The sequence below is a fragment of the Pseudomonas wadenswilerensis genome (assembly GCF_024749185.1).
GTDB classification, from domain to species: domain Bacteria; phylum Pseudomonadota; class Gammaproteobacteria; order Pseudomonadales; family Pseudomonadaceae; genus Aquipseudomonas; species Aquipseudomonas wadenswilerensis.
In genome coordinates, this window is record NZ_CP087191.1 from 5456992 (window position 1) to 5483368 (window position 26377).

Annotated in this window: 19 protein-coding genes; 8 read left to right on the forward strand and 11 right to left on the reverse strand. The window is 64.3% G+C overall.

Going from position 1 to position 26377, the window contains the following annotated elements; genetic code table 11:
• Positions 1 to 27 precede the first annotated feature (27 nt).
• The 11 genes from LOY45_RS25140 to tagH are packed head-to-tail and all read right to left on the reverse strand — an operon-like array spanning position 28 to position 16070.
• Positions 28 to 1767 (reverse strand): formylglycine-generating enzyme family protein, encoded by a 1740-nt coding sequence (locus LOY45_RS25140; RefSeq protein WP_258578527.1) that lies wholly within the window; start codon positions 1765 to 1767, stop codon positions 28 to 30.
• Entirely contained in the window at positions 1760 to 2962 is a 1203-nt protein-coding gene (locus tag LOY45_RS25145) for an FtsX-like permease family protein (RefSeq protein WP_115084892.1), read from the reverse strand. The genes LOY45_RS25140 and LOY45_RS25145 overlap by 8 nt, the downstream gene beginning before the upstream one ends.
• Positions 2962 to 3678: an ABC transporter ATP-binding protein gene (locus LOY45_RS25150; protein ID WP_115084891.1), complete on the reverse strand. Its 717-nt coding sequence runs from the start codon at positions 3676 to 3678 to the stop codon at positions 2962 to 2964. The genes LOY45_RS25145 and LOY45_RS25150 overlap by 1 nt, the downstream gene beginning before the upstream one ends.
• Complete coding sequence (locus tag LOY45_RS25155) at positions 3678 to 6626, reverse strand: serine/threonine-protein kinase (protein ID WP_258578528.1); 2949 nt, start codon at positions 6624 to 6626, stop codon at positions 3678 to 3680. Before LOY45_RS25155 ends, LOY45_RS25150 begins: the two co-directional genes overlap by 1 nt.
• An 11-nt stretch (positions 6627 to 6637) precedes the next feature.
• Entirely contained in the window at positions 6638 to 7357 is a 720-nt protein-coding gene (locus tag LOY45_RS25160; RefSeq protein ID WP_115084889.1) for a PP2C family protein-serine/threonine phosphatase, read from the reverse strand.
• Positions 7358 to 8008, reverse strand: coding sequence for a type VI secretion system-associated protein TagF (gene tagF / locus LOY45_RS25165; RefSeq protein ID WP_134064797.1), 651 nt, complete (start codon positions 8006 to 8008; stop codon positions 7358 to 7360).
• Positions 8008 to 11511 (reverse strand): type VI secretion system membrane subunit TssM, encoded by a 3504-nt coding sequence (gene tssM / locus LOY45_RS25170; RefSeq protein ID WP_115084887.1) that lies wholly within the window; start codon positions 11509 to 11511, stop codon positions 8008 to 8010. The genes tagF and tssM overlap by 1 nt, the downstream gene beginning before the upstream one ends.
• Positions 11508 to 12818 (reverse strand): DotU family type VI secretion system protein, encoded by a 1311-nt coding sequence (locus tag LOY45_RS25175; protein WP_115084886.1) that lies wholly within the window; start codon positions 12816 to 12818, stop codon positions 11508 to 11510. The genes tssM and LOY45_RS25175 overlap by 4 nt, the downstream gene beginning before the upstream one ends.
• Before the next feature lie 6 nt (positions 12819 to 12824).
• A complete protein-coding gene (tssK, locus tag LOY45_RS25180; protein WP_134064803.1) occupies positions 12825 to 14159 on the reverse strand; it encodes a type VI secretion system baseplate subunit TssK in 1335 nt (444 codons plus the stop codon).
• Between the two features lie 15 nt (positions 14160 to 14174).
• Complete coding sequence (gene tssJ / locus LOY45_RS25185) at positions 14175 to 14672, reverse strand: type VI secretion system lipoprotein TssJ (protein WP_258578529.1); 498 nt, start codon at positions 14670 to 14672, stop codon at positions 14175 to 14177.
• Between the two features lie 36 nt (positions 14673 to 14708).
• Positions 14709 to 16070, reverse strand: coding sequence for a type VI secretion system-associated FHA domain protein TagH (gene tagH / locus LOY45_RS25190; protein WP_115084883.1), 1362 nt, complete (start codon positions 16068 to 16070; stop codon positions 14709 to 14711).
• A gap of 391 nt (positions 16071 to 16461) precedes the next feature.
• Between tagH and tssA the strand changes: the two genes are divergently transcribed.
• The 8 genes from tssA to tssH all read left to right on the forward strand — a co-directional run bounded on the left by tssA (position 16462) and on the right by tssH (position 26366).
• A complete protein-coding gene (gene tssA, locus LOY45_RS25195) occupies positions 16462 to 17511 on the forward strand; it encodes a type VI secretion system protein TssA (protein WP_258578530.1) in 1050 nt (349 codons plus the stop codon).
• Between the two features lie 95 nt (positions 17512 to 17606).
• Positions 17607 to 18122 (forward strand): type VI secretion system contractile sheath small subunit, encoded by a 516-nt coding sequence (tssB, locus tag LOY45_RS25200; protein ID WP_115084881.1) that lies wholly within the window; start codon positions 17607 to 17609, stop codon positions 18120 to 18122.
• A gap of 15 nt (positions 18123 to 18137) precedes the next feature.
• Positions 18138 to 19631 (forward strand): type VI secretion system contractile sheath large subunit, encoded by a 1494-nt coding sequence (gene tssC / locus LOY45_RS25205; protein WP_115084880.1) that lies wholly within the window; start codon positions 18138 to 18140, stop codon positions 19629 to 19631.
• Between the two features lie 81 nt (positions 19632 to 19712).
• On the forward strand, positions 19713 to 20201 hold the full coding sequence (locus LOY45_RS25210; protein WP_115084879.1) for an Hcp family type VI secretion system effector: 489 nt from the start codon (positions 19713 to 19715) through the stop codon (positions 20199 to 20201).
• Positions 20202 to 20307: 106 nt separating this feature from the next.
• Positions 20308 to 20823 (forward strand): type VI secretion system baseplate subunit TssE, encoded by a 516-nt coding sequence (tssE, locus tag LOY45_RS25215; protein ID WP_115084878.1) that lies wholly within the window; start codon positions 20308 to 20310, stop codon positions 20821 to 20823.
• Complete coding sequence (tssF, locus tag LOY45_RS25220; protein WP_233674102.1) at positions 20820 to 22679, forward strand: type VI secretion system baseplate subunit TssF; 1860 nt, start codon at positions 20820 to 20822, stop codon at positions 22677 to 22679. Before tssE ends, tssF begins: the two co-directional genes overlap by 4 nt.
• On the forward strand, positions 22643 to 23695 hold the full coding sequence (gene tssG, locus LOY45_RS25225) for a type VI secretion system baseplate subunit TssG (protein WP_134064813.1): 1053 nt from the start codon (positions 22643 to 22645) through the stop codon (positions 23693 to 23695). The genes tssF and tssG overlap by 37 nt, the downstream gene beginning before the upstream one ends.
• Entirely contained in the window at positions 23688 to 26366 is a 2679-nt protein-coding gene (gene tssH, locus LOY45_RS25230; protein ID WP_258578532.1) for a type VI secretion system ATPase TssH, read from the forward strand. The genes tssG and tssH overlap by 8 nt, the downstream gene beginning before the upstream one ends.
• The last annotated feature ends 11 nt before the right edge of the window (positions 26367 to 26377 follow it).

Consider the following 26377-nt stretch of genomic DNA (forward strand, 5'->3'; position numbering starts at 1 on the left):
TCACTACGATGCTCGCTCGACAGCCGCTCAAGATTGCGGAGCAGCTGATGCGAGCAGTTCTTTCAAGATCGTCGCTGGGTCCGCACGCCGTTGCTGGCGATAGTCCCCGACATGACGGACGAACAAGGTCGCGCGGCTGAGCAGGCTCTTGCCCAGCACCGGCTTGCGATTGAGCTCTTCCTTGACCCGCTGGAACTGCGCCTGAATCACCGCATCGGTATAGCGCGTGCCAGTGGCAAGGTTGTCGATGTAAATCGCCACGGCGCCGTCGAGCGCGCTGCGGCCGTTGTTGATGGCGGCGGCGAACAGCTTGGCGCTGGTCTCGTCACCCGAGGCCTTGGCCTGCTGCTGGGTCTTCTGCAGGTTGGTCAGGCGGATGTTGTAGTTGTTGATGGTCTCGGCCACCAGCGCCGCCGACTGGATCAGGTTGCCGGCAGCTTCTTCGCGCTGTTGGGCGATCAACGAAACGTTGCGCTTGAGCTCTTCGTTGACCAGGCCAAGCTCCGCTTGCAGGCGCGGGTCGATGCTGGCGGCGATGATGCTGTCCAGGCGCTTGGTCGGGTCCTGGGCGTCGTCGATGGCGTCGGTCAGCGAGGCCATGCGGCCCTCTTTCTGCCACTGCTCGAACAGTTCCTCATAACGCGAACGCGGGGCCGACAGGGCGCCAATGGCTACACGGAAACCTGTAGTTTCATTGCTTTGCTCAGTGCCATCGGCGCCGAACAGCGGGTACTCGCGACGCATGCCGGTGAACAGCGTGCCCTCGCCTTCCAGGTAATTGCCGCCCTTGACCACGAAGCCGCCATAAGCACCCTGGCGGCGCCCGGCATGCACCAGCTGGAACGACTCCTGGACCATTTCCGCAGCGTTGCCGACAACGTCGAACAGCCCCAACGGGTTGGGCAGTTTGGTGCCGATCGGGGTCAGGCGCGCGGCCTGGCCGGTGCCGCCGGCAACCTGGTTGAACACCGCCCAATCGGCCAGCGGCCCGTCGCTTTCACTGCCCTCAAGGCGTCGCGGGAACAGCCGGCCTTCCAGCTCCTGGCGACTGACGGCAGAGCCACCACGGGCAGCAAACTCCCATTCCACTTCGGTCGGCAGGCGCACAAAGCCGATACCGCCATCCTCAGCCTTCTTGCCACGGCCACTGACCGGCAGCAGATCGCGGTGGTTCTTCATCAGCCAGGCGCTGTAGACCGCGGAAAAACGCTCAGCCTCAAAACGTGACAGTTTGACCTTGGGCAGGCGCCCGGCCATGCCAGTCGGTGCCTCGCAGGCCGGCGCCGGTTCGCCGCTGGCCAGCGACTGGGCCTGCGCCATCACCTGCGCGTACTGGCGGGCAGTGACTTCGTACTTGCCAATGAAGTACATCATCGGTTTCAGCGGGCTGCCGGCCTCGGTTTTCGGCAGGCTTGGGCTGATGCGTTTTTTCCAGTCAGTGGACAGGTCCTGCAGGCTGAACTGGCCGTTGATGAAGTCGCGGCGATAACCGGAAATAAACGACTGCTTGTAGCCCGCCTCGCCTTCGCTGAACGGATAGCCGAGGTTCACTTCACGGTCATCGAGGCTGCCCTGGGCCAGCACGTAGACGTGGCGGAAGACCATCTCGCCGTCGCACGGCAGCGGCAGGCTGATGTCGTCGGCCAGCGGCTTGGGGTTGTCCAGCTTGTTGCTGGCAGGCTTGGGGTCGTCCTCGGCCTGGGCGCAGGACACCAGGCTCAGGGCGGCGACGATCAGCGCCAGGGCGGGGAAGCGGCGGTCAAACATCTCGAATTCCTTCACAAGCGTCTATTCGTGCCACGCGCCAGCCCCCCAGGGCGGCAGCGGCCGCGCTGGCCAACAGCACAGCGAGCAAGGCAACGAGGTAATGCGACGGGAGCAGATGGCTGGCGTACTCGCCGGGCATCTGCATGAACAACTGGTTGAGGCCGCTTTCGGCCAGGGCATACAGCGTGGCGCCCAGCACCGCGGCGAACACACCGCTGTACAGCGCCTGGAGCACCACAAAAGCCAGCAAGGCTGTCGTGCTGAAACCGAGCAAGCGCATCACCGATAGCTCGCGGCGCTTGCGCTCGACCGCAGCCAGGGCGCCGGCGCAGATAGCCGCGAACGCGCCAGCCACTGCCAGCGCGGCGATGATCCAGAACACCAAGGTCAGGTTGCGGCTCAACGACTGCACCTGGGCAATGGCCGGGGCCTGGGTCGAGACCAGCAACTGGCGGTCGGCAAAGAAGCGGCGCAACGGCTCGACATCGGTGAGGTTGCGCGCATACAGGCGAAAGGCCGGATAGACCCGTTGCGCCTCGCCGGCCTTGGCCTCCCCTTCCCAGGCAAAGGCGGGTACGGCGCGGCCATCGCGGTAGTCTTCGGCAGCTTCCAGCAGCGCCAGAGGCGCGAACAAGGCGTCACGCTCGAAGGCTTCCAGCGGCAATACGGCCAAGACCTTCAAGGTGGTGCGTTGAGCCTGAATCTGCCCGGCCAGCTGGCGGCTGAACGACGCCTCAAGCGAGTCGCCTGCCTGAGCGCCAAGCTTCTCCGCCGCCGTGCGGCTGAGGACGATCTGGTCGATGCCGTTGGGGATTTGCAGCCCCTGCAGAAGCGGGTCGCGGAGCGCCGTCGGGATCATCTCGACATTGACCACCACCTTGCGCGCAGACAGCACCAGATCAGCGGTTGCGGCAATTTGTCGGGTCCGCGGCAAGGCGAATGCCACATCGTGACGCTCAGCCAGTTCGGCAACGAAATCAGCGCTGAAACGACCACCGCCCAACGGGATGATTTCACGCACCGCCGGGTCGCGCTCCAAGCGCTCGGTCAGGCTGCTGACCAGGCCGAACTTCAAACCGAACAACACCAGCAACGGCGCGATCACCGCCACCAGCGCCAGCACGCTGCAAGCGGACAGGCGCGCGTCGTTGCGGTAGTCCCGCCAGGCCAGGGCAGCGATCAGCATCGGGCGCATCAGGGCTGGCCCTCCAGCGTGGCGGTGACACCGCCGTCGGCATCGCGGCGGCAGATCATGCGCAACACCTGCAAGCCGGCATCGCGGGCCAGCGCCTCGTCGTGGGTAGCGATCAGGCAGGCCACCTGCCGCGCTTGCGCCTGACGCAGCAACAGCTGCATCACCCGCTCGGCATTGAGTGGATCAAGGGCCGCGGTCGGCTCATCGGCCAACAACAGGTCGGGGTTATGCGCCAGGGCACGGGCACAACTGACCCGCTGGCGCTGGCCGACCGACAGCGCGTTCGGCTGCTTGTCGAGCTGGTCGTCAATCTCCAGTTGCTCGGCCAGGCGCTGTACGCTGCCGTCATCGCCCAGGCCAAGCACCTGGCGCGGCAGGGCGATATTGCTGCGTACGTCGAGAAAGCCCAGCAAGCCCCCCGCCTGCAGCACATAGCCCAGATGCCGGCGGCGCAGGTGCGCCAGCCGGTCCTGGCGCTGCTCGCGCCACAGTTGCTGAATGTCGTAAGTGTGCGAGTCGGTGCTGAACACGAAGCGCTCGGCCTGATCCGGCTGCAGCACCAAGGCCAGCAGGTCGAGCAAGGTGCTCTTGCCGCAGCCGCTAGGGCCGACCAGGGCCAGCTGCTGACCGGCGCGCAGTTCCAGGCGCTCGATCTCCAGGCTGTAGCGCTGGCTGCCGAGGCCGCGGGTTTTGCGCAGCGCTTGCAGGCTGATCATCACGGCAGCGTCGACAACGGCACACGGTACAAGGCATCACCGGGCTCGGCATTGCCGAAGCGCACCCAGTTGGCCATGTCGTTGTGAAAGGTTTCGTACAGGCGGATCTTCGAATCCAGCTCGTCGATAAAGTCCTCCTGTTCGCCAACGCTGAGCGACAACCACAGGTCCTGGGTCATGCTCAGGGATTTGCTGCGGTACGGCAGGCCCTCCAGGTATTCGCCCAGCACACCGCCTTCGGCGAGGTTGGCGCCCTTGCGCAGGGCCGCCGGGTCGCGGCTCATGTAGGCACTGGCGCTGGCGATTTCCTGGAAGAAATCCTTGGGCGAAGTGCGGGTCTTGCGCGCGGCATCGACGATCAGCTTCAGCGATTGCTGCAGGTCGTTGAGTTGCAGCTTGGTGAGCATCACGCAGACCTGCAGGGTCGGCAGCGCCGGGTTGGTCAGGTCGCGGTCGGAGGTCCAGGCGCTGACCAGTTGCGGGGCCAGGCTGGCGCTCTTGCGGCCGAGAAAGTCCATGTGCATGGCATAGCCAATGGCGGCTGATTTATCCGCAACGCTTGGCGAAGCAGCCAGCAGCGGTGCCGGTTGTGCCGGGTTGCTGCGTACCTGGTGGACCAGGTCGGCGAAGCTCGAGCCGATCTCGCGCACCCGCTCGCCAAACTTGTTCACATCGCCACCGGGCACCGACACATACAGGTCGCCGATCTGCGGGTTGGCATCGGCAGTCAACACCCGGTACTGCTGCTCGGCGTAGGCGTGGTTCTTCTTGCCCGCTTCGGTACGCAGGTGCAGGGCGTAGATCTTGATCTGCTTGCTCAGGGCCGCCTGGCGCACTTCGGCTTCGTTCATCTGGGTGCTGCTGTAGCGGTCGTTCTTGCGCAGGGAGCCGGCGTCGCTGACCAGCAGAATCAGGCGCCCGCCATAACCGGACCAGTCCATGCCGTCGACCGCCTGCATGATCCCGGCAAAGGCGTCTTCGTTGAACGAGTGGCTGGAGACATTGGTGGCCTTGACCTGTTCGGCCAGCTTCAGGAAGCGCTCGGGATCGCGGCCCTGGTCCAGGGTTACCAAGGTCTTGGTCAGGTATTCCAGGGCCGGCGTGCGCGTGGTGTTGTTGCGAAAGCCGACCAGGCCGAAGCTGACGTTATCCAGCTCACCACGGCGCGAGATCTGCCCATGCAGCTCGTGCACCACCTGGCGCACCTGATCGATATAGGGCTGCATCGATACCGACGTATCCACCACCAGCACCACGGCGGTACGGAACGCGTCGCTGGAGGACGCCATACCGGCGGCCTTGGGTTGGCTGCTGCGCGCGCTGCTGCCAGGGTCGATGGAGGCGACATTGAGCAGCTGCAGCGGCTGGCCGTTTTCGTCGAAGCTCTCGCGCGCCTCGAAGATCGGCATCAGGTAGAACTGGTCTTGAGGCACGGCGCTGGCGCTGGGTTCCAGGGCCATCACTTGCGGTACTGCGTCCGGAGTGTTTTGCGCCTTGAGCAGTTCGGCGCGGGCCGCCGAGGTATCGCCGAGCAAGCGTTCCAGCTCATCGGACTGGCGCAGGAACATCACCGGTGCGCGCCCCGAGCGTTCGGTGAACTTGAGTACCAGGCTCTGCTTCCAGTCGCTGACCTGGGAGGCCGGCAACCAGCCGTCGCGGCGGCCATCACTGGCGGTGCCGACCTGAAGCCAGGGGCTGCCGTTGAGGTCCTGACGCTGGTAGACGTAGAGCACGGTAAACGCCGGCAAGGTATCGCTGGGCGTGGCGCCCGGCTGGCTGACGACCTGGGCGCCGGGCTTGCTCAGCACGCGCTGGAACAGGGTTTTCTTGCCGGCCATCAACAGCGGGCGATTGTCGTCATTGCTTGCGCTCGGAGGCGTCTGTGGTGCCGGTTCGCTGGTTTGCACCGGCTGGGAATCAGCGATCTGTTCATCGCCACTCATGACCCAATAGCCAACCCCGCCCAGGCCCAGCGCCGCAGCGATCGCAATGGCAAGCAAGGCCACTGCCGGGCGCTTGCGCGGGGCTGCCGGTGGCGATGCCTTGGCGATGGGTTCTGGTTTCGGCGTTGGAGGCGCCTGTGGCGGCTCCAACGCTACAGGCGTCACCGGGCTGGCAATTGGCAGCGGCTGGATCAACGTGCTTTGAGTATCTTGTGCTGGCAGCCGATCGAGCGCCGCCAGCAAGGTCTCGGCATCGGCAAAGCGCTCGGCCGGGTCCTTGGCCAGCAGGCCACGAAGAATTTCCTGATAGCGGCCGTGCTCGATCGGCAACTCCGGCAACGGCTCGGTCAAATGCGCCAGTGCCGTCGACAGTGCGTCGTTGCCGCTGTATGGCAGCTTGCCAACCAGCATCTCGTAAAACACCACACCCAGGGCATAGAGATCGGCGCGGCCGTCGATGTCCTGGCCACGCGCCTGCTCCGGGCTCATGTAGCTCGGGGTGCCAACAGCGAAACCGGCCTGGGTGAACTGGGTCCGGTCATCCAGCGACTTGGCGATGCCGAAGTCCGACAGCACCGCAGTGCCATCGGCGCGAAAGAGAATGTTGGCCGGTTTCACATCACGGTGCACCAGGCCCTGGGCATGGGCGTAGCCCAGGGCTGAAGCGATCTGGCGGATATACAGCAGGCCCTGCTCCGGTGTCACCCCGGCGGCAATGCGCTCCTTGAGCGTGCCATTGGGCAGGTACTCCATGGCCATGTAGTACAGCTCGCCGACATTGCCGATGTCGTGGATGGTCACCGTGTGCGGGTGCGACAGCCGCGCCAGGGTGCGGCCTTCGCGCAAGAAGCGCTCGCAGAAGGTCGGGTCGGCAGCCAGGGCCGCAGCCATGACCTTCAGGGCCACCTTACGCTCCAGCGAGCGTTGGGTGGCCAGGTAGACGGTAGCCATGGCGCCTTCGCCAATCTCTCCGTCGATGTCGTATCCGGGAATCACTTTGTCCATGTGCTTGGTCTTCAACCGGCCTTGATGACGACGGCGGTAATGTTGTCGGGGGCGCCCCGGGTCAGGCCCAGGTGCACCAGGCTGCGGACCACCTGGTAGGGGTCGCTGTGGCCCAGCACTTCGCGGATTTCATGGTCTTCGGCAGTCTTGTTGAGGCCGTCGCTGCACAACAGGTAGGTATCGCCGGGGAAGATCTGCAGTGACACGGCCTCAAGCTCAAGCTCGGGCTCGACACCAATCGCCCGGGTGACGATATTGGCCCGCGGGTGCACCCGCGCTTCGGCCTCGCTGAGCAGGCCGCTGTCCTGCAGTTCCTGCACGTAACTGTGATCGCGGGAGATGCCCTCCAGGCGCCCGTCGCGCAAGCGGTACAGGCGGCTGTCACCGGCCCACAGGCAGATACCCTGGTCACCACGCACAGCCAAAAGCACCAGGGTGCTACCCATCATCGTCACGCCACGCCGGACGCTTTCTTCGCGCACCGCTGCGTTGACCGCCGACAGCCGCTCGCGCAGCACCTGGGCGTATTCATCCAGGGAATGCGTTGCCGGCAACTGGCGCAAGGTATCGACGATCAGGCAACTGACGTAATCGCCCGCCGCATGCCCGCCCATGCCATCGGCAACCGCCCACAGGCCTTCACTGCCAAGGTCCAGGCAGGCGTCTTCGTTGATGCTGCGCACCATGCCGACATGGCTGTAGCTGGCTGCGGTGTAATGCAAAGCCGTCATCTAGCGCGCCGCCTCACTACCCAAAAGAAAACTGGCGAAATCCTCGCTGCGCGGTAGACCGGCACAACGCAACAATCCCGCCTCGATATGCTCCGAACCCCGCCCCCACCACAGGCTCATGCCGGCGCAGGCACTTTCGGCCAAAGCGGCCTGGCGGGCCTCGGGGGTCACTGCCGCAAAGCGCTGCAAGCCAGCAACCGCCGGGCTCGAAACGGCACTGATGCGGGGTGCGGAAAAGCCCTGGACCGCCGCATCGAACGCCTCGAAACCAGCCTGGGGTTCCAGGGTGGCCAACAGCTGCGCTTCGCCGTGCTCGAACCAGTCATCCGGGCCACTGACCACCGCCGCCAGCGACTCATCCGACGCCAGAACCTGAGCCAGGGTAAGAGGGAAATAGCGCCCTACCCGGTCGATGCTGGGCATCAGCACGCCCACTACAGCCTCTGGCCCGCAGACCCCCGGGGCCAAGGCAAAGCGCCACAAGGGGCTGACCAGATAGGCCGGCAACCAGTGCTCGGCCAACTGCTGCTGGCTGGCCATAAGCCCCGCCGCCAGCCACTGGTCCCAGGGCTGGATGAAGCTCTGCGGCAAGCCGCGGCTGACAAAGTCGCCACGGCTGGCCAGCTTGCCGTAGAAGCCAACGCCACCCATCACAACCGCTCCGGCAGGCTGAAGCCGCTGAGCACGCGGCTCTTGAACGGGTTGAAAGCGCTGTTGGCGCGCAGTTCGTAAGACACGCTGGCACCGTCGACGCGCAGGCGCAGGCTGAAGCGATCCGGGCCGTTGCCGGCCACCAGATCGGATTGATCGAGCAAGCGGAACCAGGCCCACGGCCCTTCCAGGGTCAGGCCGGAACGGCCGTTGGCCGACGGCGGCATGATCGACAGGCGGACCACGCCGATACTGTTGGGGTTCGGCCACTGCATTGCTACCGGTCGGCTCGGGCCGTGGTCATAGCTGATCTGCTGGCCGTCGAGGTCGAGCAAAAACTGGGTGATCGAGGCGTCCATGGCCACCGGCTTGAGCTCGAAGCGCACGGTCGGCTGCATGCCGCCGGAGCGGAAGAACGCATCGCGAATCGCCGCCGAGCGCTGGAAGGTGTGCAGCACACCAGGGCCGATGCCGAGTTTCTGCGCCGCACCCGGCTGCCAGCGCCACGGGTTGGCCGAGGTATCGACGTACGGCTGCAGGTACTTGCGGAAATAGCTGTCCATCACCCCGCCAACGCCGAAAAACTGGCCAAAGTCGTCCAGCGTGGCATCCCGCGAGCTGCCCGGTGCCAACGGGTAACGGCCGCTCAGGGACTGGCGATAAACGTTGACCACTTCACTGACCCAGGCGGCGTTCAGTTGATTGCGCACGCCGCCCATCATGGTGTTGGTGGTCGAGCTGACGACCGACTTGACCAGGCCCTGGACCATCGGCGGCTGGCGTTGTGCGGTGAGGCTGACCCGATTGGCGGCGGCAGTGGCCTGGTTCTTGGCCTCACCGAGCAAGGCGTCACCACTGGCACCGACCATGGCACTGACCTGCACGTACAAGGCGTTCATGTCGGTGAGCAGGCCATCGATGGCCGCAGGCTCGCCCTCGCCCTTGCTGACCAGGCTGGCCAGTTCGGCAAAGTGCGCGGTGACCGGATCCTCGTTGTGTTGCGCCTGACGGATATCTGCCGGTGCATCCTGGCCCAGCAAGTTACCCAGGCGTTGCTTGAGCTGATCGACACCGGCCTCGCTGGCTTTAGCCTGGGCGGCGGCGAGCGGGTCCTGCTGTTGCAGGTTGGTTTCCTTGGCCACGGCGGCCAGCAGTTTTTTCAGCGGCGAAGTCGGCCCGGAAATCACCCGCAATACATCGGCGGCCTGGGCCACGCTGGTGATCGGCACGAAGTCGATATCGGCCAGCAGTGCGTCCCAGTGGCGGATGTAGTCGGCAAAATACAGGCGGCGCACGTCGGCAGCCAGGCTGCTTACATCACCTTCATCGGCCTGCTCGCGGCCCAGCACCCAGCGCTCTTCGGCCAGGGTGTTGCTGTGTTGCAGGCTGGTGGCGAGGAACGCCTTGCGATAACCCTCGACGGTGAACAGCCCGCTCAATGGCTCGCCCAACGGCTTGCCGCTCTTGCGGCTGAACACCAGCGCAGCATCGCGGCCGGCGGCTTCGCTCAGGCGAAAATCGCTGACGCCGTCTGGCAGTTTCTGCCGTTTGACCCGGTCATAGACGCGCTGGGCCACCGGCAACTGCTGCAGCTGGCGACGCAGGTCTTCGATCAGGTTGGCATCCAGGCGCGCATTCGGCGGACGCTTTTCAAACAGCGCCTGCAGGTGCTCACCCAGCGCCGCACGCTGCTCAGGAGAGAGGTCACGGGGCAGGCTCTGCTCCCAGTCGAGGGTTACCCAGGCCTTGATGAAATCAGGGTCATAGTGCTCGCCGTCCGCCAGCATCAGATACGCCTTGAGGCCTTCGTAGAGGAAGTCGGAACCACCGCCACTGTGCAGCTGCTCTTCGATACGGGTAACCAGGCGTGGGGCAAACACGGCAATCAGCAGCTTGCGGTAGACGCTGGCCGACTCGGCTTCGAGCATGTCGCCCTGGTACAGCCCCAGGCCTTCTGCCCAGCTGGGTGGATCATCGGCCAGATGGCGCACGGCATTGAGCAGCGGCAGTACCGCCAGTACATCGCGCTGGGCCGGGCTCAGGGTTTGCAGGACTGGCCCCAGCGGCGCGAGCTTACGCTCGACCTGGGCGATGTAAGCCTGGTTGGCGCGATAGCTCAGCGCCCACACGCTGCCGACCAGCACTACCAAAGCAACGCTGGCCGCGAGTGCAGCACGGGCCAGCCATTTGCGCCGGCGCTCGACCTTCGGGTTGACCCCGACCAGCCCGCGCTCGGCAAAGGCCACGGCGCTGAACAGTTTTTCGATGAAGTAACTGCGGCCGGTGCCGGTCTGGCGCGCCAGGTGCTGACGGTCCAGGCCCATGCTCTGGGCCATGGCGCCGATCAGCCGGTCGATCGGGCTGCCTTCCTGGGTGCCGCTGGTGAAGTACACGCCACGCAACAACGCGCGCTCTTCATAGGCATTGGGCTTGAACACGCCGTCGAGGAAACTCTGCAGGTTCGAGCGCAAGGCAGCGAACTGCTGAACAAAGCCATAGACCAGATCGCGCCGCGCCGGATCGCGCTCTTGCTGCAGGCGCTCGACCAGCCGCTCGTTGAGGCGTTGCTCAAGGCCGGCGAACTCACTCTGGAACTGCGCCAGCGGCCCTTCAGCCGACTTGTCGTCGTCCAGGGCAAAGGTCATGCCCCACACCTGGGCGCGCTCTTCCTTGCTCAGGGTGTCGAAGAACTCCATGAAGCCCGGCACCAGATCGAGCTTGGTCAGCATCAGGTAGATAGGAAAGCGCACGCCCAGCTGGCTATACAGCTCCTGGATGCGCGAGCGGATGGCCGCCGCGTGGGCGGCACGTTCCGCGTCGCTGCCCAGCAGCAGGTCGGACAGGCTGATGGCAATGAAGGCGCCATCGATCGGCCGACGCGAGCGCTGCTTCTTCAGCAGGTCGAGAAAGCCCAGCCAGGCAGCCTTGTCGACCTGGGCGTGGCTGTCCTGGGTGGTGTAGCGGCCTGCGGTGTCGAGCAGCACAGCCTGGTCGGTAAACCACCAGTCGCAGTTGCGGGTGCCGCCAACACCGCGAATTGCCCCGGCGCCAAGCTGCGCCGCCAGAGGGAAATGCAGGCCGGAATTGACCAGCGCCGTGGTCTTGCCCGAGCCCGGCGGACCGATGATCACGTACCACGGCAGCTCGTACAGATTGCGCCGCTCGTCACCACCGAGGCGGGCCTTTTTCAGCAGCGCCAGGGCTTCGTCCATGCGCTGGCGCAAGGTCGCCAGCTCCTCGGCGGTAGCAACGCTGGCAGGGTCCGGGGCGGTTTCCGCGGCCAGGCTGCGCATGACCTCTTCCGCCTGGCGGCGGGCCTGGACAATGCGCCACAGGCGATAGCCGAGCCACAACGCAAACAGCAGGGCAATCAGGGCCCAGCGGCGACCCGCCGGAATCAGCACATCCCACAACGGCCCGACGAACCAGATGATCAGGCTCAGGGCGATCAGACCCAGCACCGGGATGACCCAACGAATGACAAAACCGAAAAACGCCTTCACTCGACCCCCTCCGCCAATACAGTGATTTCAACCCGGCGGTTCTTTGCCCGGCCTTCGGCCGTGTTGTTCGGTGCCAGTGGTTCGGTATCGCTCAGGCCCTGTGCGGTGAAGCGCGCAGGCTGGCCGGTCTTGGCTGCCAGAATCTGCTGGACCTGCTCGGCGCGGGCCTGGGACAGCGCCCAGTTGGACGGGAAGCGCAAGGTCGCAATCGGCCGGTTGTCACTGTGGCCGGTGATCCGCACCTGGCCCTTGACCTGGCCAATGGCATCGGCGATGCGCAGCATCAATGGCTGCAAGCTGTCATTGATGCTGGTGCTGGCCGAGGCGAACAGTTCGTCGCCGCGGATGGTCACCACCGAGCGGTCGACGGCGTCTTCGACACTGACCCGCCCGGCCTTGATATCGCTGGCCAGGAAGCCCGCCAGCCGTGGCCGTTCCACTGGTTTTGGCTGGGTCACCGGGCGATCGATGGCTTGCACCGGGATCTCGCCCAGGGCATGAATGTTCTTGAATACCGGCTCGGCGTCGGCGGCGAGCATGAAGCGCAGGGCAAACAGCAATGCCAGTAACAGCGCCAGGGCAATGGCCAGGCCCACCCAGGGCGGCATGAACTGCGACAGTCGATCACGGGTGACGCTGACCCCGCGCCAGTGCGGCGACAGTTCGCGCTCGAACTCGCCCCGGGCACTGCGAATGGCGGCGGCAGTGCGTTCGCGCAAGGCTTCGAGCTGAGCACGGCCACCGTTCATGACCCGATAGCGGCCTTCAAAGCCCAGGCACATGCACAGGTACAGCAACTCCAGCAGGTACAGACGTTCGCGCGGGCTCTGCAGGCAGTGTTCAAGCAGCTGAAATACCTTCTCGCCACCCCAGGCTTCGTTGTGCACGGTAATCAGCAGGCTCTGCTTGCCCCAGTCGCTGCTGCTGCCCCAAGGCGTACTGAGTACGGCTTCATCGAGAGCGGTGCACAGGGCGTAACGCGCCAGCAGCACTTCGTTACGCGCCACCCCGGCGGCTTCGGCGCGCTCTTCGAACTGACGCAGATAGGCCAGCAACTGCGCACGCAGGCTGGCCGGGGCCGGATGGGCGATGGTGCTACGCAAGCGGGTCAGCAATGCCAACAACGGGCCGGCGGCGCTTTCCAGCGGGTTCAGGCCAAGTGCCTGGCCACCGGGCAACGGCTGTGCCGGCATCGACGGCGGCGCAGCCGGCTCAGGCATATCCGCCTGTGGGCCACGGCCACCGGGGCGCGGCATGAACTGGGTGCGGTCGTTGGCCGGCGGTGCCGACGGGTCGTTAGGCTGCATCGCGGCTTATCCTCGGATGGCCCAGAAGGCCAGGTTCAGCCCCGGGAACTCGCCGGCGACGTAGAAAGCAAAGCCCCCGGCGTTCTGCAGTTGCTGCCAATGCTCGCTGCCGCGATCGAGTTCGTAGTAGGTGGAGCCGGCATGGAACGGGATCTGCCGTGGCGCCACCGGCAACGGCAGCAGGCCGATGCCCGGCAGTTGCAGGTTGACCAGGTCGCGAATGTGTTCGACCGCACCGATCTTGCTTTGCTGGGCAAAGCGCCCGCGCAGGGTCTCGCTCGGCACGTCGGCGCGCACCACGAGGATGAAGCTGGCGTTATCGAGCAGGCTGCGGTCAGCCAGCATGGCCACGTGAATGCCGTAGGCCTTCTCGACGATCGGGATGGGCGTGGCCTTGCTGTCGATCAACATCGACAGGGCTTCGCGCAGCGCCTGCATGACCGGGGCGAAGCTCGCTGCCAGGTCATCATGCTGGTACACCGGGAACTCGCCCGGGCGACGGTTGCTGGCACAGAAGGTGGCGAACTCACCGGCCAGGCTGACCAGCTCGCTGTAAAGCCGCTCCGGGTGCAACGGGCTCAACTGGCTCAGGTGTTCGACCAGCGGTTGGGCGCGGTTGACCAGTTGCAGGAGCATGAAGTCGGCGATTTCCGAAGCGCCGCCGGCACCCGAGGCTACCACCCGCCCGGCCAGCGCTTCGCCGCGTTGATGCAGCAGGCCCAGCAGTTCGCTGCGAAATGCCGACAGGCTCTTGCTCGCCGATACATCCAGCACTGGCGCGATATAGCTGTCATCCAGGACCAGGGCGCGGTCGGCGCGCTTTTCCTTGATACGTACCAGGCCCAGCGCGGCATAGTCGCTCAGGCCCTCTTCGGCAGTAATCAGGCGCAGGGCACGGGAACCGAGAGCGACCGGCGAGCGATTCTCGAACGGCGCGTTGTCGTCGCGCACTTCGGCCACCCGGCTGACATAGCGCGCACCGCCCAGCGTCTCGCCCTCGTCGACCGTATCGCGGGCACCGGCGCGCTTGAGCGGCAAGGCCAGGTACACGAGGCCATCACGCAGGTTGTCATCGATGTTCAGCGGGCTTGGCGCCAAGTCATCCTGGGGAATGTTGAAAGGTGTGCCGTCAGGCAGCAGGCCCCGAGCCGAAACGATGGCCAGTTTCCCCTGGGCCAGCAGGCCCTGGTCGATCAGCAGCTCGGAAAAACCCCAGGCGCCCGCCGACAGTGGCCGGCTGCGGGCATCGATCAGATTTTCGAGATAACGGTCATGCTGTTGAAAGTGCTGGGTTCCGAGGAACATGCCTTCCGACCAGACCACACGATTGTTCCAGGACATGGCTTCTCCGATCGCCTATTGGGCGGTACTGGTTGGGGAGGTATGGGCAGCGCTGCGCACAGCGCGGACATCGAGGCTGATCTGGTAATCCAGCGGCGGCACGGGCAGCAGGCTGCGCCACTGCGCCTGATCGACCTCGCGGTAGCCGACCACCAGGCCGATCTGGCGGGTGGTCGGGCTCAGCGGGCGCTCGATACGCAGTTGCTCACCAGGCTGCACCAGCACTTCGTCCTGATCGATCAGGTCGGCGCCCAGGGTCGCCGGAGCACGTTCGGCCAGGGCGAAATAATCGGCGCGGTTGAAGTTGGCGCTGTTCTTCAGTTCGAAAATGCGCACGCGCACAGGCGCGGCCTGGCCGTTGGCGCCCGGGTTGAGCCCGGCGGCGGCACTGAAATACAAGGTCACGCTGGTAGGCCCTGCCACCTCGGGCTGGACCGGTGCTGCGACTTCATCCTTGCTACAACCACTGAGCAGCAGTGTGGTCACCGCCGCCATCAGCATTGTTCGAATCATCCTGCGTCCTCAATGACGTGGCACTTTCCGTTTGTTTCAGGAGCGTTGCAGACGCGCGCTGTGCTCCTCATAGGCGCGGCTGAACTCGCGCCCGAACAGGTCCTGGAAGTCGTCTTCGGCTTCCCCGGAGATCTTGCTGTACAGCTCGGTGAACTGCTGCCAGTACTGCGCCTGGCGCGAGCTGCCGAACAGTTTCGACAGGCCGGCCGGCTCGCCTAACCGCGACTCCAGCTGTGCCGGCTCGAAGCGTGCGAGCAGGTGCTTGATGGCCGCTTCAACACCCGCCATCACAGCCAACTGATGCGCGCGCAGGTCGTCGAAGCTGTCGCGTACTGCCTGATCCGGCGCCATGAACGCGTGATTGCCGTGCCGCAGCAGCAGCAACAACGCTTCGTCGGCATTCGGAGCGAACTTGAGCGGGTTGTTTTCCGCCGGGCGGATCATGGTCTGCTGCATGCGGAACTCACCCTTGAGGCTGCTGCGCGCACGCAGTACATCGATCAGACCCTCGACCATCAGCCGGTAGCTACGGCCGAGGGCTTCCATTTGTGCCTCTACCTGGGCGCTGTCGATTCGCAACTGCTCAAGACCTGCACCGCGCAGGAATGCCTGGACCAACGCACTTGAGTCGGCAGGCTGCGCAAGGGCTTCGACAACGGGCGCCGGGGCGGGCTGCGCAACGGCTTCGGCAACGGGCGCCGGAGCGGGCATTGCGGTCGCGGCCGGCGCGGCTACAGGAGCGGGCGTGGGAGCTGAAGGTTCGGCGAACAGGTCCCAGTCTTCGGGGATGACCCCGGGGCTCGCCGGCGCTGGCACAACAGGTGGCACTGGCGTTGGTGGGCGAAAGTCATGCTGTTGGGCAGGCACATGATCGGGCTGGGTCACCGGTGCAATGCTTGCCGGTGCAAGAAAATCGAACAGGTCAGGGAGGGTATCGTTGCTCGAGGCCCCCTGGATGAACGCAGGCGCGGCAGGAACTGAAGGAGTAGGGGCGGCGCCAGCCTGATTGGCCATCAGCGCCTCGAAGCTGTTGGAGGCATCGCGACTTAACGGATTGCCATCTTCCATTTTGAAGCTTGAATCGATGCGCGCCTGAATCTCGTACTCGCCAATGCGGATCACTTCGCCATCCATCAGCGGCTCACTGTTACCGCGACGCAAACGAATACCGGCGTGAATTAATTCGACACCATTCGTACTGTTATCAGTGAGGTAGTAGCGACCATCTTTATATTGAATGACACAATGTTGCGAAGAGACCAGACGTTCCGGATCGGGCAATACCCAATCATTACCGGGGCCACGTCCAATGCTGATGGCACCTGATTCGATGAACTTTTCAGGACATTGGCCAGGGGTAATCTTGTGATAACTGGTAATAGTCAGACTCAGCGACATCACGCCTCCTTAGCAACATCCTGAATCGCCTGCGGACCCGCTTCAGGCCTTGCGCAGATAACGCGATTCGCTTCCAATCCCTGAAAAATCAACTGAATGTCCGATGTTCGGTAACTTTAGCCGAACTCTGTCAGTTTCAAACGACATCCACCGGCACCCTGACCAATAGGTCAGAAAACCTGTTTGGCCCAAAACTCAGGTTACGGTGGGCCGATAGCTTACCTTGACAGCCAATTGGAAATAAACCAAAAATGCGCGACTTGCTGAACAAGCGTGATATCACTTTGATATCAACTAAGGACAACTCAGCAAAATATGTGCGCTACGTCACAAAACCAATTAGCGCACATTAGCTACCCCCACCACGGGACGATACGGAGATCGATATCTGGTGAACTCAGCGCATTTGCTCGCTGCCGTTTCGGAGAACTTTCCTTGCGGCGACGACCTTGAATACGACCCGGACTTCCTGCAATTGGAGCGTGATGCCCAAGGCAAGCCCGAACGTGTCATGGGCGATGCCATCCAGCCTGCCGAACCGCCCCAATGGCGGCAGATCGAACAGTCCTGCACCGCCCTGCTGCAACGCAGCAAAGACCTTCGCGTCACTCATTTCCTGTTGCAAAGTGCCCTGGCCTTGCATGGCATTGCCGGCCTTGCCAGCACCCTGCAACTGATCAACGACCTGTTGCGCCAGTATTGGCCGCACGTGCACCCGCAACTCGACGCCGATGACGACAATGACCCGACGGTGCGCATCAACGCCCTCGCCGGTCTGGTCTGCGAGACCAACATCGCCCTGCTGCGCGAAAGCCTTCTGACCCGCTCCCGTGCTTTCGGCCCGGTCAGCCTGCGCGCGGCCCTGCACGCCAGCGGCCTGCAGCACTTTGCCAGCGAGACACTCAATGCCGACGAGCTCGGCGGTGCCCTGCGCGACAGTGATGCCGAGCAACTGCAGGCCACCCGCGAGGCGTTGCAGCAGGCCCGCGAAGCCACCGAGGCAATCGAGCAGTACGTCAACGAGCAGGTCGGGTCGGCCAGCGGGGTTGATCTCAGCGCCCTGAAACAGCCGCTGCGCCAGGCCGCGCAAATCCTCGCCGAACATGCGCCAGCAAGCGAGCAAGCCGCCAACGACACCAGCGAAGTCAGCGAAGTCAGTGAAGTCAGCACCGCAGCCGACAGCCCGGCGTCTCTTGCCAGCGCGGCTCCTGCAGCCCCCGTTGCCCGTGCCTCGGCCGATATCGCCAGCCGCGACGAGGTGCTGCGCAGCCTCGACCGAATTCTAAAGTACTACGCCCGCCACGAGCCCTCGAGCCCGCTGCCGGTGCTGTTGAACCGCGCGAAAAATCTGGTGAATGCCGATTTTGCCGCGATCGTCCGCGACCTGATCCCCGATGGGCTGTCGCAATTCGAAACCCTGCGCGGGCCTGAGACCGACTGAGGCCTGCGGGCCAGACCCTACGCACATATGCAACACCGTTACCGGCAACGATCGATGACGCCAATACCGTCGCACCTGCGACCAGGAGGAACAACGTGGCGAACCCCAGTTCTCAGAAATTCATTGCGCGCAATCGCGCGCCGCGGGTGCAGATCGAGTATGACGTCGAGCTCTACGGCGCCGAAAAGAAGGTCCAGTTGCCTTTCGTCATGGGCGTCATGGCCGACCTCGCGGGCAAGCCTGCCGAGCCGCTGGCGCCGGTGGCCGAACGCAAGTTCCTGGAAGTCGACGTCGACAACTTCGACTCGCGCCTCAAGGCCATGCAACCACGGGTAGCCTTCCATGTACCCAACGAGCTGACCGGCGAAGGCAACCTGAGCCTGGATATCACCTTCGAAAGCATGGACGACTTCAGCCCTGCCGCCGTGGCGCGCAAGGTCGATTCGCTGAACCAGCTGCTCGAAGCGCGGACCCAGCTGGCCAACCTGCTGACCTACATGGACGGCAAGACCGGCGCCGAAGAAATCATCATGAAAGCCATCAAGGATCCGGCCCTGCTCCAGGCCTTGGCCAGTGCGCCAAAGCCCCAGGACCCCGAGCCGAACGCTTAATCAGGACATAGCCTCATGACCGATCCGATGCGTGATACCCAGGCCCAGCCAGCGGCCACCGAGCAAGCCAGCGAGTTCGCCTCGCTGTTGCTGCAAGAATTCAAACCCAAGACCGAGCGCGCTCGCGAAGCCGTCGAAACTGCGGTACGCACCCTGGCCGAACAGGCCCTGGCGCAAACCGACCTGGTGTCCAATGACGCGATCAAGTCGATCGAATCGATCATTGCCGCCATCGACGCCAAGCTCACTGCCCAGGTCAACCAGGTCATCCACCACCCCGAGTTCCAGAAGCTGGAAAGCGCCTGGCGTGGCTTGCACTACCTGGTCAACAACACCGAGAGCGACGAGCAGCTGAAAATCCGCGTGCTCAACATCTCCAAGCCCGACCTGCACAAGACCCTGAAGAAATTCAAGGGCACGGCCTGGGACCAGAGCCCGCTGTTCAAGAAGATGTACGAAGAGGAATACGGCCAGTTCGGCGGCGAGCCATATGGCTGCCTGGTCGGCGATTACTACTTCGACCAGTCGCCACCGGACGTCGAGCTGCTCGGCGAGCTGTCCAAGGTTTGTGCCGCCATGCACTCGCCGTTCATTGCTGCGGCCTCGCCGACCGTGATGGGCATGGGCTCGTGGCAGGAACTGTCGAACCCGCGCGACCTGACCAAGATCTTCACCACCCCGGAGTACGCCGGCTGGCGTTCGCTGCGTGAATCGGAAGACTCGCGCTACATCGGCCTGACCATGCCGCGTTTCCTCGCGCGCCTGCCGTATGGCGCCAAGACCGACCCGGTGGAAGCCTTCGCCTTCGAAGAAGACACCGACGGTGCCGACAGCACCAAGTACACCTGGGCCAACGCCGCCTACGCCATGGCGGTGAACATCAACCGCTCGTTCAAGTACTACGGCTGGTGCTCGCGGATTCGCGGTGTCGAGTCCGGCGGTGAAGTGCAGAACCTGCCCGCGCACACCTTCCCCACCGATGACGGTGGCGTGGACATGAAGTGCCCGACCGAGATCGCCATCTCCGATCGCCGTGAAGCGGAACTGGCGAAGAACGGTTTCATGCCGCTGCTGCACAAGAAGAACACCGACTTCGCTGCTTTCATCGGCGCCCAGTCGCTGCAAAAGCCTGCCGAGTATGACGACCCGGACGCTACCGCCAACGCCAACCTGGCTGCGCGCCTGCCGTACCTGTTCGCCACCTGTCGCTTCGCCCATTACCTGAAGTGCATCGTGCGCGACAAGATCGGCTCGTTCAAAGAGAAGGACGAGATGCAGCGCTGGCTGCAGGACTGGATTCTCAACTACGTCGATGGCGACCCGGCCCACTCCACCGAAACCACCAAGGCCCAACATCCGCTGGCGGCGGCCGAAGTGGTGGTCGAAGAAGTCGAAGGCAACCCGGGTTACTACAACTCGCGTTTCTACCTGCGCCCGCACTACCAGCTCGAAGGGCTGACCGTGTCGCTACGTCTGGTATCGAAGTTGCCATCGGCCAAGGGCGCCTGAGCCCTGGCTCGCTGAAGCGCCCCGCAAATGCGGGGCGTGCACTGAAAAACAATGTGGTAGAAGCCACACTCTGGAGACAACATGGCAGTTGATATTTTCATCAAGATCGGCGACATCAAGGGCGAGTCCATGGACAAGGCCCACAAGGACGAGATCGATGTGCTGAACTGGAGCTGGGGCATGGCCCAGTCCGGCAACATGCACATGGGCGGTGGCGGTGGCGCCGGCAAGGTCAACATCCAGGACCTGTCGCTGACCAAGTACGTCGACAAGTCCAGCCCTAACCTGATGATGCATTGCTCCAGCGGCAAGCACATCGACAAGGTCAAGCTGACCGTGCGCAAGGCCGGTGGCGAAAGCCAGGTTGAATACCTGGTCATCAACCTCGAAGAAGTGCTGATCAGCTCGCTGAGCACCGGCGGCTCGGGCGGCGATGACCGCCTGACCGAAAACGTCACCCTGAACTTCGGCAAGGTCACGGTCGATTACCAGCCGCAGAAAGCTGACGGCACCAAAGACGGCGGCCCGGTCAAGTACGGCTGGAACGTGCGCCAGAACGTCAAGATCTGATGCGTTTCGCCCTCTTCGCGGGGCAAGCCCGCTCCCACCTGGTAGGAGCGGGCTTGCCCCGCGATAAGGCCAACGCAATCTTGAATCCCACCACCGGAGCCGCCCCTTGGTAGCCGAAATCGCTGCACGTGACCGCCTGCAGCCTTCGCTGCTCGATCGTCTGACCGACGACGAGCCCGGCAACCTGCAAGAAGCCAACGACAAACGCGTGCTGTCGCTGAACCAGCTCAAGGCGTCAGTACTGCGCGATCTCACCTGGCTACTCAATACCACCTCACTGCTTGATGCTGGCGCCACGCTCAACACTGCGGCCGGCACCTCGGTGGTCAACTACGGCCTGCCGGCACTGGCCGGTAACAGCGCCTCGAACATTGATATCAGCGCTCTGGAGAGCATCATTTACCAGGCCATCGCCACCTTCGAACCGCGCATCCTGCGCAGCAGCCTGCGGGTTCGCGCCCAGGTCGCACCGGGGGAAATGAACAACAACGCCCTGAGTTTCGAGATCGAAGGCGACCTGTGGGCCCAGCCCGCGGCACTGCCGTTGCTGCTGCGCACAGACCTTGACCTGGAATCCGGGCATGTCCGGGTTGCCCCCGCCGAGCGCCGGAGACGTCCATGAACCCGCGCCTGCTCGAGCTGTACAACCAGGAACTGCAACACATCCGTGAAAGCGCGGCAGAATTCGCCAGGGAATACCCGAAGATCGCCGGGCGTCTGACCCTGTCCGGCATTGACTGCGCCGACCCCTATGTCGAGCGTCTGCTCGAAGGTTTTGCCTACCTGACCGCACGGGTACAACTCAAGCTCGATGCCGAGTACCCGACCTTCACCCACAACCTGCTGGAGATCGCCTACCCGCACTACCTGGCACCGACGCCGTCGATGGCCGTGGTGCAGATGCAGGCCGATCCTGACGAAGGATCGCTCAGTGCTGGTTTCACCCTGCCCCGTGGCAGCGTGCTGCGCGCCACCCTTGGCCGCAATTCGCAGACGCCCTGTGAATTTCGCAGTGCCCACCCGGTCACGCTGTGGCCGCTGCAGGTGGCCCAGGCCGAATACTTCGGCAATCCCGCAGCCAACCTCGGGCGCCTTGCCGCCAGTGAACCGAAAGCCCGCGCCGGGTTGCGCATTACCTTGCGTACCGGCGCCGAGCTGCCGTTCAACGCGCTCGACCTCAGCAGCCTGCCGCTGTACCTCAACGGCGCCGATGAACTGCCGTTTCGCCTTTATGAGCAGTTGCTGGGCAACGCCTGTGCGGTGTTCGCGCGCCAGCCCGGCAGCGACTGGGTCGAGCGCATTCCTGCCTCGGCCCTGCGCCCGTGCGGCTTCGATGACCGCGAGGCAGCCTTGCCGGTGGTCCCGCAGGCGTTCCAGGGTTACCGCCTGCTGCAGGAATACTTCGCTTTGCCGCAGCGTTTCCTGTTCGTCGAGTTCGCCGAGCTGAGTCGCGCGGTAAAACGTTGCGACGGGCAGGAGCTGGAGCTGATCGTGCTGTTCGAGCGCTACGACCAGACGCTGGAAGGCAGCGTCGGCGTCGAGCAGTTCGTGCCCTTCTGTACTCCGGCGATCAATCTGTTCCCGCGCCGTGTCGACCGGATCCACCTGAGCGACCGGGTCAACGAGCACCACGTGATCGCTGACCGCACCCGGCCGACAGATTTCGAGATCCACTCGCTGAGCAGTGTGACCGGTCACGGCACCGGCCCCGACCAGAGTTTCCTGCCGTTCTATGCCGTGCGCGATCCGTCGCGCTATGGCCGTGACCAGGCGTACTACATCGTGCGCCGCGAACCACGCATGCTTTCCAGCGAGCAGCGGCGCAACGGCACCCGCTCGACCTACATGGGCAGCGAGACCTTCATCAGCCTGGTCGATGGTCAGCAGGCGCCCTACCGCCATGACCTGCGCCAACTGGGCGTCAGCGCCCTGTGTACCAACCGCGATCTGCCGCTGTTCATGAACGTTGGCGATGGCCGCAGCGATTTCACGCTGGCCGACAGCGCGCCAGTGGCCGCCATTCGCTGCCTGGCCGGACCAAGCCGGCCGCGTGCCAGCCACGCCCATGACAACAAGGCCTGGCGCCTGATCAGCCAGCTGTCGCTGAACTACCTGTCGCTGACCGAACAGGGCCAGGGCGCAGCCGCTCTGCGCGAGCTGCTGCGCCTGTACGGCGACAGCCATGACGCCGCCCTGCAACTGCAGATCGACGGCCTGCGTGAGGTCAGCAGCAAGGCTTGCACGCGACGGCTGCCAATGCCCGGGCCGATCGTCTTTGGCCGTGGCCTGGAGATCACCCTGGAGTTCGATGAGAACGCCTTCCGCGGCACCGGGGTGTTCCTCCTCGGTGCAGTGTTCGAGCGTTTCCTGGCACGTTACGTGTCGATCAACAGCTTTACCGAGACGGTGCTCCGTACCACCGAACGCGGCGAGATCATGCGATGGAAAGCCAAGCCCGGACGCCGTCCGACCCTGTGAATATCCTCAGCGAGATGCAGGCCGAACCCTGGAACTACGATTTCTTCCAGGCCCTGCGCCGGCTTGAGTGCGAGTCGCCGCAGTTGCCACGCTTCGGCCATTCCCTGCGCCTGGCCGATGAGCCGGTTCGCCTTGGCCAGCAGCTCGATTGCGCTTTTGCGCCGGCAACCCTGGCATCGCTGACGCCTGCCACAGAGCAGGGCCCGGCGCGCCTGGAGCAGTTCTTCTTTGGCCTCGGCGGCCCCAACGGCCCCCTGCCCCTGCACCTGACCGAGTACATGCGCGAGCGCCAGCGCAACAACGCCGACAGCACCAGCAAGCGCTTTCTCGATGTGTTTCATCACCGCCTGCTGAGCCTGTTCTACCGGGCCTGGGCCGAGGCGCGGCCGACGGTCAGCCATGACCGCCCCGATGACGACTACTGGGCCGCGCGCCTGGCCGCCCTGAGCGGCCGCGGCACACCGGCGCTGCGCGACCAGGGCCCGTTGCCGGACACCGCCAAGCTGCACTACAGCGGCCATCTCGCCGCCCAGACCCGCTACCCGGATGGCCTGCGTGGCATTCTCGGGGCGTACTTCGGCGTGCCGGTGAGCATCGAGGAATATGTCGGTCAGTGGCTACAACTGCCGGAGCGCAGCCGCCTGGGTGCGAGCGCCAACCAGTTGGGCATGGATGTGTGCCTGGGCAGCCACGTCTGGGACCGCCAGCACAAGTTTCGCATCTGCCTGGGGCCGCTGAGCCTGGACCAGTACCTGTCACTGTTGCCCGATGGCAGTGCCTTTGGCGAGCTGGTGGCCTGGGTCGCCGAGCATCAGGGGCACGAGCTGGACTGGGACCTGAACCTGATCCTGCAGCAGGAGCAGATACCCGCCCTGCAACTCAACACCGGTCGACGCCTGGGTTTCGATACCTGGCTGGGCCGCCCGCAACACGATGCCAGGGATCTGACACTGGCTCGGTACTACGCCGAGCAGGCGACCGCATCGCAATCCACAAGGAGTCCGGAACATGGGTGAAATCAGCCGCGCCGCGCTGTTCGGCAAACTCAACAGCGTCGCTTACAAGGCCATCGAGGCCGCCACGGTGTTCTGCAAATTGCGGGGCAACCCTTATGTGGAACTGGCCCACTGGTTTCATCAACTGCTGCAACTGCAGGACTCGGACCTGCACCGCATCATCCGTCAGTTCAACCTTGAGCCCGCGCGCCTGGCCCGTGAGCTGACCGATGCCCTGGACCGCTTGCCCCGCGGCTCGACCTCGATCACCGATCTGTCTTCCCACGTCGAAGAAGCCGTCGAGCGTGGCTGGGTGTATGGCAGCCTGATGTTCGGCGAAAGCCAGGTGCGCACCGGCTACCTGGTGCTCGGTATCCTCAAGACCCCGAGCCTGCGCAATGCCTTGCTCGGCCTGTCGTCGGAGTTTGCCAAGATCAAGGTCGAAGCCCTCAGCGAACGTTTTGACGAGTATGTCGGTGATTCGCCGGAAAACGCCCTGAGCGCCAGCGACGGTTTCAATGCCGGCGCCGTGCCGGGTGAAGCCAGCGGTGCCATGGCCCCCAGCGCCCTGGGCAAGCAGGAAGCGCTCAAGCGCTTTACCGTTGACCTCACCGAGCAGGCGCGCAGCGGCAAGCTCGACCCGATCGTCGGCCGTGATGAAGAGATCCGCCAACTGGTGGATATCCTCATGCGTCGCCGGCAGAACAACCCGATCCTCACCGGTGAAGCCGGTGTGGGCAAGACCGCAGTGGTCGAAGGCTTTGCCCTGCGTATCGTCGCCGGCGATGTCCCGCCTTCGCTCAAGGACGTCGAACTGCGCAGCCTGGATGTCGGCCTGCTGCAGGCCGGGGCAAGCATGAAGGGCGAGTTCGAGCAGCGCCTGCGCCAGGTCATCGAGGATGTTCAGGCCTCGCCGAAACCGATCATTCTGTTCATCGATGAAGCCCACACCCTGGTCGGTGCCGGTGGCGCGGCCGGTACCGGTGATGCCGCCAACCTGCTCAAGCCAGCCCTGGCCCGCGGCAGCCTGCGCACCGTGGCCGCCACCACCTGGGCCGAGTACAAGAAGCACATCGAGAAAGACCCGGCCCTGACCCGGCGCTTCCAGGTGGTGCAGGTCGCCGAGCCGAGCGAAGACAATGCGCTGCTGATGATGCGCGGTGTGGCATCGACCATGGAGCAGCACCATCAGGTACAGATCCTCGATGAAGCCCTCGAAGCTTCGGTCAAGCTCTCCCACCGCTACATCCCGGCGCGCCAGTTGCCAGACAAGTCCGTCAGCCTGCTCGACACCGCCTGCGCCCGCGTCGCCATCAGCCTGCACGCGGTGCCGGCTGAAGTGGATGACAGCCGCCGGCGCATCGAGGCACTGGAAACCGAGCTGCAGATCATCGCCCGCGAACAGGCGATCGGTATCGCCATCGGCAACCGCCAGCAACAGTCTGAAACCTTGCTGGCTGCTGAGCGCGAGCGCCTGGCCGAGCTGGAAAGCCGCTGGGCCGAAGAGAAAACCCTGGTCAACGAACTGCTGGCCACCCGTGCGCAACTGCGCGAAAACGTCGGCGTGGTCGACCGCGACACCGGCAGCGAACAGAGCCATGAACTGCGCGAAAAACTCATCGACCTGCAACAACGCCTGAGCGACCTGCAAGGTGAAACTCCGCTGATTCTGCCGACCGTCGACTATCAGGCCGTGGCCTCGGTGGTTGCCGACTGGACCGGCATCCCGGTCGGGCGCATGGCCCGCAACGAGCTGGAAACCGTGCTCAAGCTCGATCAGCACCTGGCCAAGCGCATCATCGGCCAGGACCATGCCCTGCAGATGATCGCCAAGCGCATCCAGACCTCCCGCGCCGGCCTCGACAACCCCAACAAGCCGATTGGCGTGTTCATGCTCGCCGGCACCTCCGGGGTGGGCAAGACCGAAACCGCCCTGGCCCTCGCCGAAGCCATGTATGGCGGTGAGCAGAACGTCATCACCATCAACATGAGCGAGTTCCAGGAAGCCCATACCGTCTCGACCCTCAAGGGCGCCCCGCCCGGCTATGTCGGCTACGGCGAAGGTGGTGTGCTGACCGAGGCGGTGCGGCGCAAGCCCTACAGCGTGGTATTGCTGGATGAGGTGGAGAAGGCCCACCCGGACGTGCACGAGATCTTCTTCCAGGTGTTCGACAAAGGCGTGATGGAAGACGGCGAAGGCCGGGTGATCGACTTCAAGAACACCCTGATCCTGCTCACCACCAACGCCGGTACCGAGCTGATTTCCCAGGTGTGCAAGGACCCGCAGAACATCCCCGAACCGGAAGCGATCGCCACCGCACTGCGCCAACCGCTGCTGGAGATCTTCCCGCCAGCACTGCTCGGGCGTCTGGTGACCATCCCCTATTACCCGCTCAGCGACGAGATGCTCAAGGCCATCACCCGCCTGCAGCTCGAACGCATCCGCAAGCGCGTACAAGGCACCCACAAGGTCGCCTTCGACTACGACGACGAGGTGGTCGACCTGATCGTCTCGCGCTGCAGCGAGACTGAAAGCGGTGGACGGATGATCGACGCGATCCTGACCAACAGCCTGTTGCCGGACATGAGCCGCGAGTTCCTGACGCGCATGCTCGAAGGCAAGGCCCTGGCCGGGGTGCGCATCAGCTGCCACGCCAACGAGCTGCACTACCACTTCAGCGACGCGCCGTGATGGCGCGTTTG

Coding starts and splice junctions, on each gene's coding strand:
- LOY45_RS25155 (WP_258578528.1), bottom strand. CDS start 6,626: ATGGACAAAGTGATTCCCGGATACGACATCGACGGAGAGATTGGCGAA.
- tagF (WP_134064797.1), bottom strand. CDS start 8,008: ATGGGTGGCGTTGGCTTCTACGGCAAGCTGGCCAGCCGTGGCGACTTT.
- LOY45_RS25145 (WP_115084892.1), bottom strand. CDS start 2,962: ATGCGCCCGATGCTGATCGCTGCCCTGGCCTGGCGGGACTACCGCAAC.
- LOY45_RS25210 (WP_115084879.1), top strand. CDS start 19,713: ATGGCAGTTGATATTTTCATCAAGATCGGCGACATCAAGGGCGAGTCC.
- LOY45_RS25160 (WP_115084889.1), bottom strand. CDS start 7,357: ATGACGGCTTTGCATTACACCGCAGCCAGCTACAGCCATGTCGGCATG.
- LOY45_RS25150 (WP_115084891.1), bottom strand. CDS start 3,678: ATGATCAGCCTGCAAGCGCTGCGCAAAACCCGCGGCCTCGGCAGCCAG.
- tssC (WP_115084880.1), top strand. CDS start 18,138: ATGACCGATCCGATGCGTGATACCCAGGCCCAGCCAGCGGCCACCGAG.
- tssH (WP_258578532.1), top strand. CDS start 23,688: ATGGGTGAAATCAGCCGCGCCGCGCTGTTCGGCAAACTCAACAGCGTC.
- tssK (WP_134064803.1), bottom strand. CDS start 14,159: ATGTCCTGGAACAATCGTGTGGTCTGGTCGGAAGGCATGTTCCTCGGA.
- LOY45_RS25175 (WP_115084886.1), bottom strand. CDS start 12,818: ATGCAGCCTAACGACCCGTCGGCACCGCCGGCCAACGACCGCACCCAG.
- tssJ (WP_258578529.1), bottom strand. CDS start 14,672: ATGATTCGAACAATGCTGATGGCGGCGGTGACCACACTGCTGCTCAGT.
- tagH (WP_115084883.1), bottom strand. CDS start 16,070: ATGTCGCTGAGTCTGACTATTACCAGTTATCACAAGATTACCCCTGGC.
- LOY45_RS25140 (WP_258578527.1), bottom strand. CDS start 1,767: ATGTTTGACCGCCGCTTCCCCGCCCTGGCGCTGATCGTCGCCGCCCTG.
- tssF (WP_233674102.1), top strand. CDS start 20,820: ATGAACCCGCGCCTGCTCGAGCTGTACAACCAGGAACTGCAACACATC.
- tssG (WP_134064813.1), top strand. CDS start 22,643: ATGGAAAGCCAAGCCCGGACGCCGTCCGACCCTGTGAATATCCTCAGC.